The organism is Affinundibacterium nitidum (assembly GCF_014284155.1).
Taxonomy (GTDB): domain Bacteria; phylum Pseudomonadota; class Gammaproteobacteria; order Burkholderiales; family Burkholderiaceae_D; genus Undibacterium; species Undibacterium nitidum.
Map to the genome: position 1 here is coordinate 487294 of NZ_JACOFZ010000002.1, position 15282 is coordinate 502575.

General features: G+C 48.9%; 11 protein-coding genes. 7 read left to right on the forward strand and 4 right to left on the reverse strand.

Annotated features, from left to right (window positions below):
• The first annotated feature begins 149 nt into the window (after positions 1-149).
• Positions 150-569 carry a hypothetical protein gene (locus H8K36_RS09555; protein ID WP_186915886.1) on the forward strand — a complete coding sequence of 140 codons (420 nt, stop codon included), beginning with the start codon at positions 150-152 and terminating at the stop codon, positions 567-569.
• 151 nt (positions 570-720) lie between these two features.
• Here H8K36_RS09555 and H8K36_RS09560 read toward each other — a convergent pair whose 3' ends face one another.
• From H8K36_RS09560 to H8K36_RS09575, 4 genes are all read right to left on the reverse strand, one after another.
• Positions 721-3042, reverse strand: a complete 2322-nt coding sequence (locus H8K36_RS09560) for an ATP-dependent DNA helicase (RefSeq protein ID WP_329604220.1) — start codon at positions 3040-3042, stop codon at positions 721-723.
• Positions 3039-4769: a VRR-NUC domain-containing protein gene (locus H8K36_RS09565; protein WP_230404463.1), complete on the reverse strand. Its 1731-nt coding sequence runs from the start codon at positions 4767-4769 to the stop codon at positions 3039-3041. The genes H8K36_RS09560 and H8K36_RS09565 overlap by 4 nt, the downstream gene beginning before the upstream one ends.
• Positions 4770-4934: 165 nt before the next feature.
• Positions 4935-6581, reverse strand: coding sequence for a DUF4214 domain-containing protein (locus H8K36_RS09570; RefSeq protein WP_186915884.1), 1647 nt, complete (start codon positions 6579-6581; stop codon positions 4935-4937).
• A 180-nt stretch (positions 6582-6761) separates the two neighbouring features.
• Positions 6762-7685: a LysR family transcriptional regulator gene (locus tag H8K36_RS09575; RefSeq protein WP_186915883.1), complete on the reverse strand. Its 924-nt coding sequence runs from the start codon at positions 7683-7685 to the stop codon at positions 6762-6764.
• A gap of 130 nt (positions 7686-7815) precedes the next feature.
• On the opposite strand from H8K36_RS09575, the gene H8K36_RS09580 reads away from it, so the two are divergent.
• From H8K36_RS09580 to H8K36_RS09605, 6 genes are all read left to right on the forward strand, one after another.
• The gene (locus H8K36_RS09580) at positions 7816-9069 is read left to right on the forward strand and encodes an acyl-CoA dehydrogenase family protein (protein ID WP_186915882.1); all 1254 of its coding nucleotides are present in this window, start codon (positions 7816-7818) and stop codon (positions 9067-9069) included.
• A 40-nt stretch (positions 9070-9109) separates the two neighbouring features.
• Positions 9110-10180 carry a phosphotransferase family protein gene (locus H8K36_RS09585; RefSeq protein ID WP_186915881.1) on the forward strand — a complete coding sequence of 357 codons (1071 nt, stop codon included), beginning with the start codon at positions 9110-9112 and terminating at the stop codon, positions 10178-10180.
• A gap of 15 nt (positions 10181-10195) precedes the next feature.
• Entirely contained in the window at positions 10196-10897 is a 702-nt protein-coding gene (locus H8K36_RS09590) for a histidine phosphatase family protein (RefSeq protein WP_186915880.1), read from the forward strand.
• Positions 10898-10931: 34 nt separating this feature from the next.
• Complete coding sequence (locus H8K36_RS09595) at positions 10932-11774, forward strand: SDR family NAD(P)-dependent oxidoreductase (RefSeq protein ID WP_186915879.1); 843 nt, start codon at positions 10932-10934, stop codon at positions 11772-11774.
• Between the two features lie 248 nt (positions 11775-12022).
• The gene (locus H8K36_RS09600; protein ID WP_186915878.1) at positions 12023-14407 is read left to right on the forward strand and encodes a bifunctional diguanylate cyclase/phosphodiesterase; all 2385 of its coding nucleotides are present in this window, start codon (positions 12023-12025) and stop codon (positions 14405-14407) included.
• Complete coding sequence (locus tag H8K36_RS09605; protein ID WP_186915877.1) at positions 14400-15281, forward strand: hypothetical protein; 882 nt, start codon at positions 14400-14402, stop codon at positions 15279-15281. The genes H8K36_RS09600 and H8K36_RS09605 overlap by 8 nt, the downstream gene beginning before the upstream one ends.
• Position 15282: the final 1 nt, after the last annotated feature.

The window sequence follows — 15282 nt, forward strand, 5'->3', positions numbered from 1 at the left end:
CAACTGGGTTGAACGAGCGACTGTAGGTCGGGGGTGGCCCGACAGCCAGTCACCTTTTTTGTCTCGCCAAAAAAGGTAACCTAAAAAAGGCGACCGCACTAAATCGCCCTTCGGGTGCCCAATGGTGCATAACAAAAAATGGGAAAGTGTTGAAACTCGCCTTCGGCTCAAACAGCAACACTTTCTTTTTCCATTTTCTGTTGCGCACCATTGGCGATTTAGAAGCGGAGCTGCGTAAAGCTCAAAAGCAACGACAACACCAAAACAAGCAATCTCGACGTTCGCTCTGCTTTCAATTATCCGTCGGGAATCGTTGGTTTTGGCTTTGGTTTTCATCCACTTCTGACACTGCCAATTGTGTGAGGCAGAAATGGGAAAAAGAGAGTCAGGTGTCTCAGCGAAGCGAGTTTCTGACTCTCCCCATTTTTGACTCGCACAATTGGGAAGCCGAAGGCCAGTGGCAGTGTGGTCGCCTTTCTTTGCTTACTTTCTTTGGCGAAGCAAAGAAAGTGAGTGGCCGCCGGGCCACACCCGGCCAACTAACTTTAATAATCACCAAAAGCCAATGAAACAAAGAACGAAAGACACTGGATTCACCCTTGCAGGGTACGCCCGTGTTTGCAAACACGAGTCAATCGCCGAGCAATCAGCATGCTAATCGAAACCCTCGCCAATTCCTTCGCGAGAATGACAGGCCAACGTATTCGGTCATCATCAATCTCATTTTCTCACTCTCCACCAAGACGGCAACAAAGCACGTACTTGCGCTTGATTAAACCGATCATCCATCAAGTAAATCACCCCTTGATCTTCCGGTGTCCGTATCACACGGCCCGCTGCTTGCACTACTTTTTGTAAGCCGGGAAAAAGATAGGTGTAGTCATACCCTGCGCCAAAAATGTCTTGCATGCGTTGGCGTATATGTTCGTTGATGGGATTCAGTTGTGGCAATCCGAGCGTAGCGATGAAGGCACCGATCAGGCGTGCGCCTGGCAGGTCTATGCCTTCACCAAAGGCACCGCCTAAGACGGCGAAGCCTATGCCTTGGCTGTGTTCGGTGAACTGGTCAACAAACTGTCTGCGCGCAGACTCGTCCATGCTGCGCGTTTGCGTCCAGATTGCAATATCGGGGTAGCAGCGCTGCAAATCTTCGCGCGCTTGTTCCATGTAGTCGAAGCTGCTGAAGAATGCGAGGTAGTTGCCCGGCTTTGCGGCGAATTGGCTTGCAATCGTTTCGCTGATGGGGCGTAGGGATTTTTGTCTGTCTTGGTAACGTGTAGAGACGTGGTCAAGTACCTGCACGGACAATTGTTCTGATCGAAATGGCGAGGGCACATCGATCCATGCGGTGTTATCGGGCATGCCTAGCAAATCGCTGTAATAGTTCCACGGACTCAATGTGGCAGAAAACAAGGCGCTGCAATGGCTGGCCGCGAAGCGATGTTTGAGGAAAGGCGCGGGAACGATATTGCGCACGCAGAGTATCGATTCGCCGCGTTCAATTTTTACGTCGAACAAGGAGTGCTCAGCAAAGCTTTCACACAAGCGACTGAACAATAAAGCGTCGAGATAAAAACTCTGCAGCTCTGGCAATACAGCGGTTGGATGTTGATTGAAGTAGCTAGCCACATCGGCACAAGCATTACTTAGAGCGAGTAGAAATTTTTCAGGTAACTGTTGATGAGCGATATACTCATCTTCTTGTTCTTTGTGCAGCTGGCGCCATTGCCTCGCGACGCGTTCGAACGGTTTTTTCAGATCAGCAGGCGCGAGTTTGCGCATGGCTTTGAAGTCGCGATAGGCTAACTCGGCGCTATACATGGCCCGAGCGCGCGCCACCATATTGTGCGCTTCATCGACTAAGAGTGCGACCTTCCACTCGTTCGCTAACGTTTGCCCAAACAACATGGCATTCAAGTCAAAGTAATAGTTGTAGTCGCCTACCACCATGTCTGACCACTTGCTCATTTCCGTGCTCAGGTAATAAGGGCAAATCTCATGATCCAAGGCGAGTTGACGTAAATTGGTTTGGTCTAAAACCGGCACCCGCAACGCGGCTTGTCTCGCAGCAGGAAGGCGATCGTAGAAACCCTTCGCTAGGGGGCATGAATCACCATGACAAGCTTTATCGGGATATTCGCACGCTTTACTTTTGGCGACCAGTTCAATCACACGCAGCGGGCGCATGGGTTCAACACCCTGCACCGTATCTGCCGTGTTTAATTGCGGCGCCAGCGTTGTGATGGCGTCTAATGCCAATTGCCGTCCCGATGTTTTGGCGGCCAAAAAAAAGATCTTATCGAGGCTATGTTCTTTGCAGGCTTTTAGCATAGGGAAGATACTGGCCATGGTTTTGCCTATGCCTGTTGGTGCTTGCGCCAGCAGGCAACAGCCACGATGACTGGCCTTGTACATCGCTTCCGCCAACTCGCGCTGCCCGACCCGAAATTGGGCGTGCGGGAAAGTCAGGGCATCCAACACGGCATCGCGTTCTTGTCTATGCCGCATCTCCTGCTTTGCCCAAGCTAAAAACAGCGTACATTGCTGTTCGAAGAACACACGCAATTCTTCGGCACTGTGATTCGTGCTTACTGCAGTTTCGGCCTTGGTATCAACATTAAAGTAAATCAAGCTGACGCGAATTTGTAGAAGCTGCAGCTTCTCACATAACAAATGCGCGTAAATCTTGGCTTGCGCCAGATGCAAACAACGGTGGTTCTCAGGGATATTGGCAAGATCTCCACGATAGGTCTTGATCTCTTCGACTTGTTTGCGCTCGGGCCAATAACCGTCTGCCCTGCCCTTCACTAGCAATTCTTGATAGCCCCCCTGTAAAGCAACTTCGTATTCGTAGCTGGCGGGACGTCGCGACACCACTTGCCCGTGGCCCTCAATGCCTTCTTGTGCGCTTGGCGACGGCGTGAAGCGCAAATCGAGATCACCTTGTTTGGCAGTGAATTCGCACAGGCTACGAACACCGATAGTGTAGTTGGCTAGAGTCGTCGCCTCTGCATCAGTTTTGGCAGTAAGGACTAGCGTCACGGCGCATCCTCTTGCCAACGCAAATAGCATACTGAAATCGGCAATGCATGTTGCTGACAAAATTCGATCAGACGCAATTGATTGTCTTGTAGCTTGTCTCCAGGACCTTTGACTTCGATCAGTTGGTAAGCCTCTCGTTCTGGGTAAAACTGAATCAAATCAGGGAAACCACTGCGATTGCTTTTGATGTCGGACAAGATGCGCGTGAACCAGTGTTTCAAATCATGCGCTGGGATGCAGTGCAATGCCATTTCCAGCAGATCTTCATCCAACGTTTCCCAGAACACGAAGGGTGACTGTTTACCGTATTTTTCAGCATAGGTCTGACGAATGCGATCGCGATAGACGTCGGATTCCAATAGCGCGAAACAGTGGGCAAAGTCGTCTGCTCGTCTTTGCACAAAGTCTTCGCTGCTTAAGTCAACGGGGCCACGATGGAAGGGATGAAAAAACGCGCCTGGCAAAGCTTTAAAGATAGCAGGCCAACACAGCAAGCCGAGTAGGGAATTGAGTAAAGCGTTTTCGACATAAAACACTGGCGCGTCATCTTGATGCAAATGCTCGCGCACTACATGTTCCACATAAAAATCTTCACTTGGGTAAGGCAATTCGAGATGCAAAGTATGAATCTCTATCGCTGCTTTTTTCTCAGGCTTTTGCAAACCCAGCTTACGGTTTAGGCGCGGGGCACTTCGCATTAATTGCTGTAATTCGGCATCGCTTTCTGGCGCCGCTATTGCTTGGTTCAAGAGTTCTAATGCAGCAGCACTTGCGCCCATTTTTTCAAGCACGCGAATGCATCGCTGGCGTGCGCCGGGATAGCCGCTTGCAAGATAAGCTGTTTCAGCGAGTGACCATGTTTGCTGTTTTTCCGCATACTGGCCGATATGAAATAAGAGTTTATGACGCCGCCGTTCTATCCATGCATTGGAGATATTGAGTTCTTGTACTTGGGAGAGAACATGGTCTACCTCTTCTATCGAGGCACATTGATCAAAGGTATCTCGACAACTTTGCAAGGCAAGATAGTCATCGACATCACGACGCGACTGAAAGCCACGAGCTTCAGGAGAAAAATCTATACTTTCATATTGATAGATGCCGAGGTCAGACAAGACGAACTCTGACCAATCTTGATGGCTGTTTCCAAAAAAAATCAAGCGCAAGCGATGACACAGATCTTTGATTTTGATCCGCCACACTTGTTCATCTGCGTTGGCGTACCACGAAGAAAACGCCTGCACCAGCTCACCACCATCGGCATCTTGAAACTCGGCTTGCTCAGCCAAAGAGGCGAGTAAATCAGCCTTCTTTAATTGCTTTTGTGTTGACGTTAAAGCGAAGCTTGTTGTCAATTCAGGCTTCAATAGCAAGTCAAACAATTCGCTTAAGCTTAATTGCGGATCTTCCTCCACCCATGCCACATCGATCAAGACTTGCATTGCCATTGCGGTATCGCCTATCTCGTCGTAATGCAGTTTACTGCGACGAAATAGCTCACCTTTCCGCATGACCATGCGCACAAACAAAGCACGCGAGGCTTGCGGTAACTCGGCAAACTGGTCGATGAATTGCTTCTCTTCCGCGTTGAGCACATCGTCATAACGCGAGCGTACCCAGTCGAGTACAAGCTCGAAATTGTCGAGGTAGTACAAGGGGTCCAGAATTGGAAGCCCTGCCTCCGATGCGACATCGGATTCGAGCATGGAATTGATATGAGACGACATTGAAGCGAATGAATCGATAAATATGAGCGAAAATCAAAATACTGTATGTTTGCACAGTATATCGATTTTATCGATCGCCTACTACAAGGCTTTATCCAATCCCTATCTCATTTTTTGCGCCAAGCACTTTGAACGCTCATCGTGCTTGGCTCGGACTGACTTTTTTCAAAAGCCAAATGGTGAATGACGAATGGAATCACCTTGCACATAAATATTTGCAGTGCTATAAGTTGCACCCACTCCAAAGGCGCTTGACATGAGGAAGCGATACCCGCGATTTCCCTGTGAATTCAATTGACTTAACCAGCCCGAATAGTCGTCGACGTTGGCAAGTGCTGCATATCTGTAGGACTGTGTATCGGTAGACCTTTTTTGGTAGATCGTAAAAATACCATCGCTCTGAGCGATACTGCCGGCGAAGCGAAAGCCTTGCGCTCCTAACTCGTTTAAGCGACTCACTTCGCTATCGACACTACCAGAGCCTGGTAGCAATTTGTACTGATAGGTCGCTCCATTAGCATTTTCGTCAACATAAATGCCCACTGTGCCATCAGAGAAGATGAAACTGCCAGTAAATTGATAGCCGTCTTTTCCTAAACTCTCGAGTTTAGTGAGCGTCTCTTTTGAAGTGGAATATACGTCCTCCAACCGATACTTGAAAACTCGAGGGTCTGACTTATTATGGATAAAGAGAGACTTCGTGCCATCTCCAAATAAGTAGGTTCCGTAAAAGTAAAATCCACGCGCACCGAAGGCATTTAAGTTCTTTAAAGCTTCAGCCTTATTCCATCCAGCCGTCGCGACCTCATATTCGTAGAGAGCGTTCTTTCCAAAGTTTTTTGTATACAGCGTGTAGGTCGCGCCTTTGAGGTAGTAGTTACCATTGTATAGATACCCCAGTTTTCCTTGTTCGCCAGCGACTGTGAGAAACTGATTTGAAGTGTCTACGCTCAAACTAAGCAATTTTGCTTGAACGCCTACGTCACTAAACCCGACAGCTAACTTGGCTGTCGATGAGTCGGTGGGGGTCACCGCTTTTGCAATCTCCATACCTTTACGTATATTCTCGGCATCGCTGGTATAAGACACCCCCTCATCGATAGCGACATAGCGTGCCACTTCAATTTTTCGGTCGAGTAAGTCGGCAACGGCTCCATAGGTCACGTCATTCTTGAAGGTATGCGCAGCATTGAGTATCGTCCATACCAATCGCGCTCTCGACGAACGTCCACTCGAGAGCTCGGCGTTCCAGTAATCTAATCCCGCTTGGTCTACAGTTTGTCGTCCAAGCACATTACGGTAAATGATTTGAATGAATGCTGTATTTGACATTCCTGTCGTGTAACCAGTGAGCTCGGGGTACAAGACTGCAGCTTCATAAAAGCTCGCTGCGATTTGGTCAATGGTGACACCTTGCTTCAGTTTGCTCGCCCAGTATGACAACCCCTGTGAATCTGGCACACGATTAAAGAACGCGACATACAATTCGAGAAGCGCATTCACATCTTTATCCGTCAGTCCCTGTAACTTAGTCACCATCGCCGTGTCGACGATACTGTCCTTAAATCTAAAAATAGGGAAGCCACTATAGGATTTCTCGATGGATGTATTTTTTTCCGAGAGTACGATACCTTGCGCTGATCTCTTCACGACAAAGTCTGAACGAAAGCCGTCGATGACGATCTCTGCTTGTTGTGGAGCGGGTGCCGACACTACTTGCGTTTGCGGATGGGTATCACGTGTATCGCCACCACAAGAGCTCAAAAGGCCGGTCAATATTCCCAGAAAAATAATTCTACTGCTTGGTCGCACGAGTATCTCCTTACGCTAGGCCAGATCAAAGTTTTGAAAAATAAATTCAAATTGAGCAATAATTATTGCTCATTGGGCATGCTTTCTCAAGCATTTGCATAGTTTATTTTCTAAAGACCTGTCGATACTGCATCCACTCTCCAGCGAAACGGAGTCACCGAGCAATACGTTCAACCTCACTTACTCCCCTCGCATTACCTCTACCAATTGTTGTCGCAACCACCTTGCCGCCGCATCGTTGTCGGTATTCGCATGCCAATACAGATGCGCGTCAATCGGTTGTGTTGTGAGGGGAAAAGCATCGATGCGATTTTGGAATTGCGCATTAGCGATATTGGCATAATGCTCAGGCATCGTCAGTAATAAGTCGGTTTCTGACACCACACGGCAGGCCGCGAAGTAGTGTTGACAGCGCAAGGCGATGTGGCGACGCAAACCTTCACGGTTCAATTCTGTGTCTTCCAAACCCAAACCCTTACGGCGCGAGGACACTAAGACATGGGCTTGCTGCACATAAGTATCGAGATCGAGCAGCTTGCCCTTCTTTTTGGGAAATGCAGGATGTCCTTTACGTGATAAGACAATCAGACGGTCTCGCGTCACTCGTTGATGACGGATAGCGCTGCCAGACGCCATAGGCATGGGAACATCGAGCACCATGTCGAGATTGCCGCTACTGAGTTCCGTTTCGATATCAGTGCGATCTACACGCACACTGGAAATCAACATCCCCGGCGCTTGCTCGGCAATTCTCTGCATCAGTTGAGGCAAAAGCGTGGCCTCAAACACATCGCGTAAGCCGAGATGAAAACTGCGCTGCGCTTTACTCGCATCAAAGCTCTGCTCCGCTTGCAAACTGGATTCAAACAATTGCAAACCCTGACGTACTTGCATGATGATGCTACGCGTAAAGGCGGTCGGCGCCATCACTGAGCCTTGACGCACAAAAAGCGGATCATTAAACATCGTACGCAAGCGCGCCAAAGCATGGCTCAAAGCTGGCTGACTCAAGTTTAAGACCTGACTGGCGCGTGTGATACTGCCTTGGCTGTAGATGGCATCGAGGACGACGAAGAGGTTCAGATCAGTTCTTGAGATATGCATAGCATGAATTATGCCACATGCATATCATTCATTTGATCTATTTTATGGCCAGCCGTATGCTGCGGTTTAGACCAAGTTTTCCACGCTTTAAGCTGGGCAACGATTTTGACCCAATCGAAGAAAGCACCGCATGAATTTCGACCATTCTCCCATCGCCAAAGATCTCATCGCTCGTATGCAAAAGTTTATGCAGGAAGAGGTTTTACCTGCCGAAGCCACTTACTACCAGCAACTCAAGGGCGGTAGTGACTGGGCCCAATGGCAGCAACCGGCCATCATGGAAGAGCTTAAGGCTAAAGCCAAAGCTGCGGGTTTGTGGAATCTGTTTTTGCCGGAAGACGGCGCGCGCTTAGCGAATGTGGACTATGCGCCTCTAGCCGAAATCACCGGCCGATCGATGATGTCGCCCGAAGTATTCAACTGTAATGCGCCAGATACCGGCAATATGGAGGTCTTGGTTAAGTATGGCTCCGAAGAACAAAAACAACGCTGGCTTAAACCTTTGATGAATGGGGAAATTCGTTCTGCGTTCTGCATGACTGAACCCGACGTCGCATCGAGTGATGCAACCAATATGCAAGCGACCGCTATTGTCGAAGGCGATGAGGTGGTGATCAATGGCCGCAAATGGTGGAGCTCTGGCATTGGCCATCCCAATTGCAAAGTGCTGATCTTCATGGGTTTAAGCGATGCGACTGCCGACAAACATCGTCAGCATTCTATGGTCTTGGTGCCGCTTGACACTCCTGGCGTAAAAATTGAACGTATGCTGCCGGTCTTTCATACCTTGGACGAGCCATTTGGTCACGGTGAAGTGAGTTTTACTAACGTACGTCTTCCACTATCTGCCATCATTGGCGGTGATGATGGCATCAGCGGCATTGGACGGGGTTTCGAAATCGCACAAGGGCGACTTGGACCCGGTCGAATTCATCACTGCATGCGTGCCATTGGTGCAGCGGAATATGCGCTCGAATTGATGTGTCAACGTTCGCTCAGTCGCGTGGCTTTCGGCAAACCCTTGGCGAAACTAGGTGGCAATGCCGACATCATCGCCAATGCGCGGATGGCAATTGAACAAGCGCGTTTGCTGACATTGAAAGCTGCTTGGATGATGGATACCGTGGGTGTGAAAGGCGCGATGAGTGAGATTTCACAGATCAAGGTCATAGCGCCGAATATCGCGACTCAGATCATCGATGCTGCGATGCAGATGCACGGTGGCGCGGGGCTTTCCGATGATTTCCCACTTGCTGCGCTGTATGCCTATGCGCGGGTGTTGCGTCTTGCAGATGGCCCGGATGAAGTTCATCGTGGTTTGATCGCGAAGATCGAATTAAAAAATCAAGCAGCTCGCGCAAACGCAGCGCTAGCAACACACTAAAGCTCGGTCCTATTTTGAACGATTCTTACAAAGTACTTTTATGAATGCCATGAACGACCAAGCTAGCGCTGTACGTGCCGGCGAAGAGCTTCCTATCGACAAGGTAGATGCCTTCGTCAAACAGCATGTCACTGGACTACAAGGCACACCGGAGATCGAACAATTCGCGGGTGGCGCCTCAAATCTGACCTACTTACTGCGCTACCCCGATCGCGATTTGATTTTGCGTCGCCCACCATTCGGGCATCGCGCTAAATCGGCGCACGATATGTTACGCGAAGCGAAAATCATGCAGGCATTAAAGCCTGTCTACCCTTATGTTCCTGCGGTGATCGCGAGCTGCGATGATGCGAGCGTGATGGATTGCGATTTCTATGTAATGGAACGTATCCACGGCATTATTCCGCGCCACAATATGCCGAAAGGCATGGTGCTCAGCGAGCAAGAAACGCGACGCCTTTGCCTCAATGTCATCGATAAGATGATTGAGTTACACCAAATCGATTACCAAGCGGCAGGCCTAGCAGGCATCGCCAAAGGTGAAGGCTACGTGCAACGACAAATGGATGGCTGGAGCGAGCGCTACCGCAAAGCCAAAACCGAAGACGTAGGTGACTTTGAACAAGTGATCGCTTGGCTACAAGCGAAAATGCCTGCTAAAGATGTCGCTACCTGCTTAATCCACAATGACTTCCGGTTTGATAATGTGGTGCTCAATCCCGACAACAGTAGCGAAGTGATCGGTGTCTTAGATTGGGAGATGGCGACCTTGGGCGACCCACTGATGGATCTTGGCAATACCTTGGCCTACTGGGTGCAAGCCGATGATGATGCGGTATTTCAATCGGTGCGCCGTCAACCGACACATTTGCCGGGCATGCTAAAACGCGAGGAAGTGATTGCCTATTACGGTGAGAAGACCGGCTATCGTGTCGACAATTTTGATTTCTACGCGATCTTCGGCTTATTCCGTTTAGCCGTGATCGTGCAACAAATTTACTACCGCTTCTTCCATGGCCAAACCACGAACCCAGCTTTTGCCAATTTCGGCAAAATGAGCAATTACCTTGAACAGCGTTGCCTGCGTTTGATCGCAGCATCTCGTTTATAAGACACGAGGGCAACGATGGGTAGCATTTATCTGATTCGTCACGGTCAAGCGAGTTTTGATGCGGATGACTATGATCAGCTCTCGCCTTTGGGCATAGAGCAGTCACGCTTGCTCGGCACTTGGATGCGTAGCATGGGCTATGCACCCGATAGCATAATCTGCGGCAGCGCCAAGCGCCACAAGCAAACGGCGCAAGCCTGCCTACAAGCTTGGCGCGAGGACCTCAATCAGCACCCCGAAGAGAGTTGGCTCATCGATGCTGGCTTTGATGAATTTGATCATCAAGAAGTCTTGCTCAAGCAATGCCCGCAGTTTGCCGACTTTGCCGAACTCAAACAATTCGTTGCCGCACAAACCCATCCACGACGCGCTTTTCAGGAACTATTTACTGCAGCGGTCAATCGTTGGATCAGTGGTGAGTATGCCGACTATAGTGAAACTTGGATTCACTTTCAGCAACGATGCCGCGCTGCATTGGAACGTGCCTGTGCCACGGAAGGCAAGATATGGATCTTCACTTCGGGCGGCACCATTTCTGCGCTTTTACAGCAAGTGCTTGGCATAAGTGACGAGCGCATCTTTGATTTGAACGCCACTTTGATCAATGCAGGTGTGACGCGTCTGCATTATCGTCCAAGCAAGATCAGTTTAAGTTATTTAAATAGCAACACGCACTTGGAAATGCATCAAGCGCCTGCGCTGCTCAGTTACCGATAACCCCACTTTTTATGTTTAAGTATTGGAGCACAGATTGAAAGACCTCAAGAATAAAATCGCCGTGATTACCGGTGCAGCAGAAGGAATCGGCAAAGCAATCGCCGTCGCTGCCGCCACGCAAGGGATGAAACTAGTATTGGCCGATATCAGCGCTAGCAAACTTGACGCCACTGTACAAGAATTCAAAACAAATGGCACCGAAGTGATCGGTGTGGTGACCGATGTTGCGAGCGAAGCGGCAATCGAGCATCTCGCTCACCAAGCCTTCAACGAATTTGGCAATGTTCATCTCTTGGTCAACAATGCTGGCGTCGCCTTCACCAAAGCCGCATGGGAAACCACTGCCCAAGATTGGGAGTGGATTATGGGCGTCAATCTGTATGGTGTGACACACGCACTGCGCGCCTTCATTCCACGTATGCTAGCAAACGGAGAAGAAGGGCACATCGTCAATACGGCATCGATGGCAGGCATGATATCCGCCCCCGCTTTAGCGGCTTATAACGTCAGTAAATTTGGTGTCGTCACCTTATCGGAAGGCTTGTATCACGATCTCACACTACGTCAAAGTAAACTCGGTGTGTCCGTACTGTGCCCAAGTTGGGTTAACACGCGCATCATCGAATCCGAACGCAATCGCGATGCATCGCAACGCACAAATGTCGATAAGCTCGAACGCATCTCTGCCAAAGCCAGCGCGAACATCATGAAAGCAGTGCAAAATGGCTTAACGCCTGAAGAGGTGGCAAAGCAAGTTATCGATGCAGTGCAAGCCAATCAATTCTATATTTTGACGCACGCAGACTCGCATGCGGCCGTCAATGTACGCGCTCAAGACATCTTATTAAACCGGCAGCCAAGCTTGATGCCGATTTAGCATCAATAACTTCTATTTCATTTTCAAAGCTCTTTTCTTTGACAAGGGAAGAGCGATTCTTGAAATACTATTTCCTCAATATTTGCAAAAAACGTACGTTAACGGCGCTGAATTTCACCGAATCAGTGCTGTATTGGCACTTTCTGAGCTCGATTCTTGAGAGCAAGTAAGAAACTGCCTTATGATACCTATTGCTGTATCTGTGGTTTTCCGTCTGGCACTTCCCTACGTCTCCCAGGATAAGCATCGTGCGTATTCGGCATTTACAAACAAGGATCATCATTGCCTTTTCGGCCTTGCTCTTAATCGTGCAGGTGGTCTCGCTCGTATTTGTGAATAGCTTTATTTCGAAGAGCGCCAATAAAGATATCGAACACAATTTGTTATCCGGTGAAAAGATCTTCAATTCTATCCGCGCCGATAACACCAAATGGCTGACACAGTCGGCCGGGATCCTCACTTCAGATTTCGCTTTCGTCAAAGCTGTCGCCACTGGCGATCGTAACACCATCGTTTCTGTTCTACAAAATCACGGCGGGCGGATTAATGCGGATATCGCGATGTTGGTCGGTACTGACAATACCTTGGTCGCCGACACCCTCAAACAGAGCCGAGCAGGTCAAGCTTTTGCATTCCCTCAGCTCATTAAATTGGCTGAACAAAATGGACAAACAAGTTCGGTCGTCATGTTCGATGGTAAGTTGTATCAACTTGTTGTCGTACCTGTGATGGCCCCCTTACCAGTGGCATGGCTAGCATTAGGGTTTGTCATTGACGACAAGTTCGCGGCAAACTTGAAATCACTGACAGGCCTAGAAGTCTCATTTATGGCCCCCAATGCCGTGGGTGGCAAACTCCAATTATTGGCAAGCACCCTGCCGACAGACAGCGCGGCAACTCTCCCTCGCGATATCGCATTGGTGGCTGGGGATATCGATGCCTATGTGAAAGTGACCTCATTAGCCAATGAAGATTATCTGACCCGGATCTCGCGCCTCAAATTAAGTGCAGATATCGAAGCGGTGACAGTACTTCAGCAATCACTCGATATCGTTTTAGCGCCATTACGTCGTCTGCAGATGATCTTAATACTTCTCGGCGTGCTGGCACTCGGTGCGACACTGGCTGCCTCTTTCCGGATCGCACGCAATATTACCCGCCCTTTACGCGATCTAAGCACCGTGACGGAAGATATTGAAAGAGGTAACTACAAACAAAGCAAAGTACTGGCACCCGATGATGAAATTGGTCAACTAGCCTCGGCCATTCACAACATGGCGCAAGGGATTGCGGTTCGCGAGGAACGCATCAGTGAATTAGCCTATCGCGATGGTTTGACAGGCCTCGCGAATCGTACAGCATTTTCTCAAACCCTTGATCAAACGATCGACGACGCACAGCGACGGGTTGGCAATGCGCACGCATTCTCAGTTCTGCTGATGGACATTGATCGTTTTAAAGATGTGAACGACATTTTAGGCCACCATATTGGTGACATGTTACTTAAAGAAATTGTACAAAGGTTGCAGCACGAAGTTAGCACCGAATTCAATCTGATTGCTAGGCTTGGAGGTGATGAATTTGGCATGCTCTTATGCGGCCAAGAACCAGGACGTGCCATTGGTTTAGCGGCGCAGATTCGCGAAGCATTAGACCGCCCTATCCTACTTGAAGGTCATCAAGTGATTGCCAGTGGAAGTATCGGTGTTGTCCACTATCCCTTGCATGGAAATCAGCAGAACGCATTATTGCGCCATGCTGAGTTAGCCATGTATACAGCTAAACGCAGTAATAGTGGATATGTGGTGTACGACCCTGCGCTTAAAGCGCATACACAACAAAATCTTTCGCTTCTTGCGGAATTACGCCATGCGATTGAACACGATGAGCTTAAACTTTACTACCAACCGAAAGTGAAGCTTAAAGACAATACGATCAGCGAAGTCGAGGCGTTAATCCGCTGGATCCACCCCAAACGTGGCGTGATACCACCTGATCAATTTATTCCCTTCGCTGAAAGTACTGGCTTTATCGGCATCATCACCGAGTGGGTGATTCAACAAGCATTACACCAACGCCGGGCGTGGCAAGAAAAAGCACTGCCATTAACGATCTCGATCAATATTTCTGCGCGCGATTTACTCAATCCTAAACTACCTAGTGTGTTTTCTGAACTAATGAATCGTTACCAAGCTGAGCCGCATTGGCTAAGCTTAGAAATTACCGAGAGCGCAATCATGACCGACCCTAAGAGTGCTTTGGAGGTATTGAATCAATTACGTATCAAAGGCCTGCGCATGTCTATCGATGATTTTGGTACAGGCTACTCTTCTTTGGCCTATCTCAAGAAGCTCCCCGTCAACGAGCTTAAAATTGATAAATCATTCATTACCGACATGGAGAACAATCCTGATGATGCTGTCATTGTACGTTCGACCATTGACCTTGGACATAATATGGGATTAACTGTCATTGCTGAAGGAGTGGAAAATCAAGCAACTTGGGATGCCTTAGCCCACATGGGTTGCGATGCGATTCAAGGCTATTTCGTCAGCCGACCGCTCGCGGCCGAGACGTTGGAAAACTGGTTACAAACCTCGCATTGGAAATTTAAAGAAGACCATCATGCCTAATTTTCGTCTCATCTGTACGCTACTGGCGACTAGTTCACTCACTTTAATATCAAACGCAGCAGCTGACGATTTCGCTAATTTTGAAAGTCGTATCAAACATGACGACAACGTCGGCAATTCGCGGGTTCGTTATGCCGTGACCGATACTGTTGTCGCCAACACGCTTCGATTTGGACGCATTATTGATATCGGTGAAGATCCGTATCTGTTAACTTTCAATGGCAAGCTCAACAATCAAACCTATCATCGCTTAGATGGACTGAACCAACTTGCTGTGGGCGTAGGCGTCGATCTCAAAAAGAAATTGGGTCTAGGGCCTTATGCCCCCATCGTCGCGGCGAACATCAACTTTGAACGTCAACAGTTTCAGCAGGAAGATAAGAATCTGAACGTGCAAGTGCTCGAGCTACGCGCTAGTAAACGCGTATGGGATGAATTAAATCTGAGCATACACGCTTCCACTGAGCGGCGACATGCAGCGGACAATAACAGTGTAAAACCAGGGCTATCGGGTGCAGTGTACGACGGCAGCAATCGACAACTTAGCTTAAACGCAGATTACACCTGTTGGGCAAACAGTATTTTGTCGCTGCAATACAGTATTCGTCGCGGTGATTTAGTGGTATCGACGATTACCAATTCAGCCGCGATAATTAATGTAGCGAAAGCGATTCGTCCCGATCCCGCCTTTGGCTCCGATCGCGACGCCTATAAAGTGGAAGGAGAAATTAAGTCTCTTGGCTTAAGCTTTACCTATCCTTTAACCGCTCGATGGGAATTACAGCTCGATAGGCAACAGCACCAGTCGACCGTAGTCAACGGCGTTAAGTATGATCGACACGCGTATAGCTTAGCCGCGCGTTACCAATTTTAAA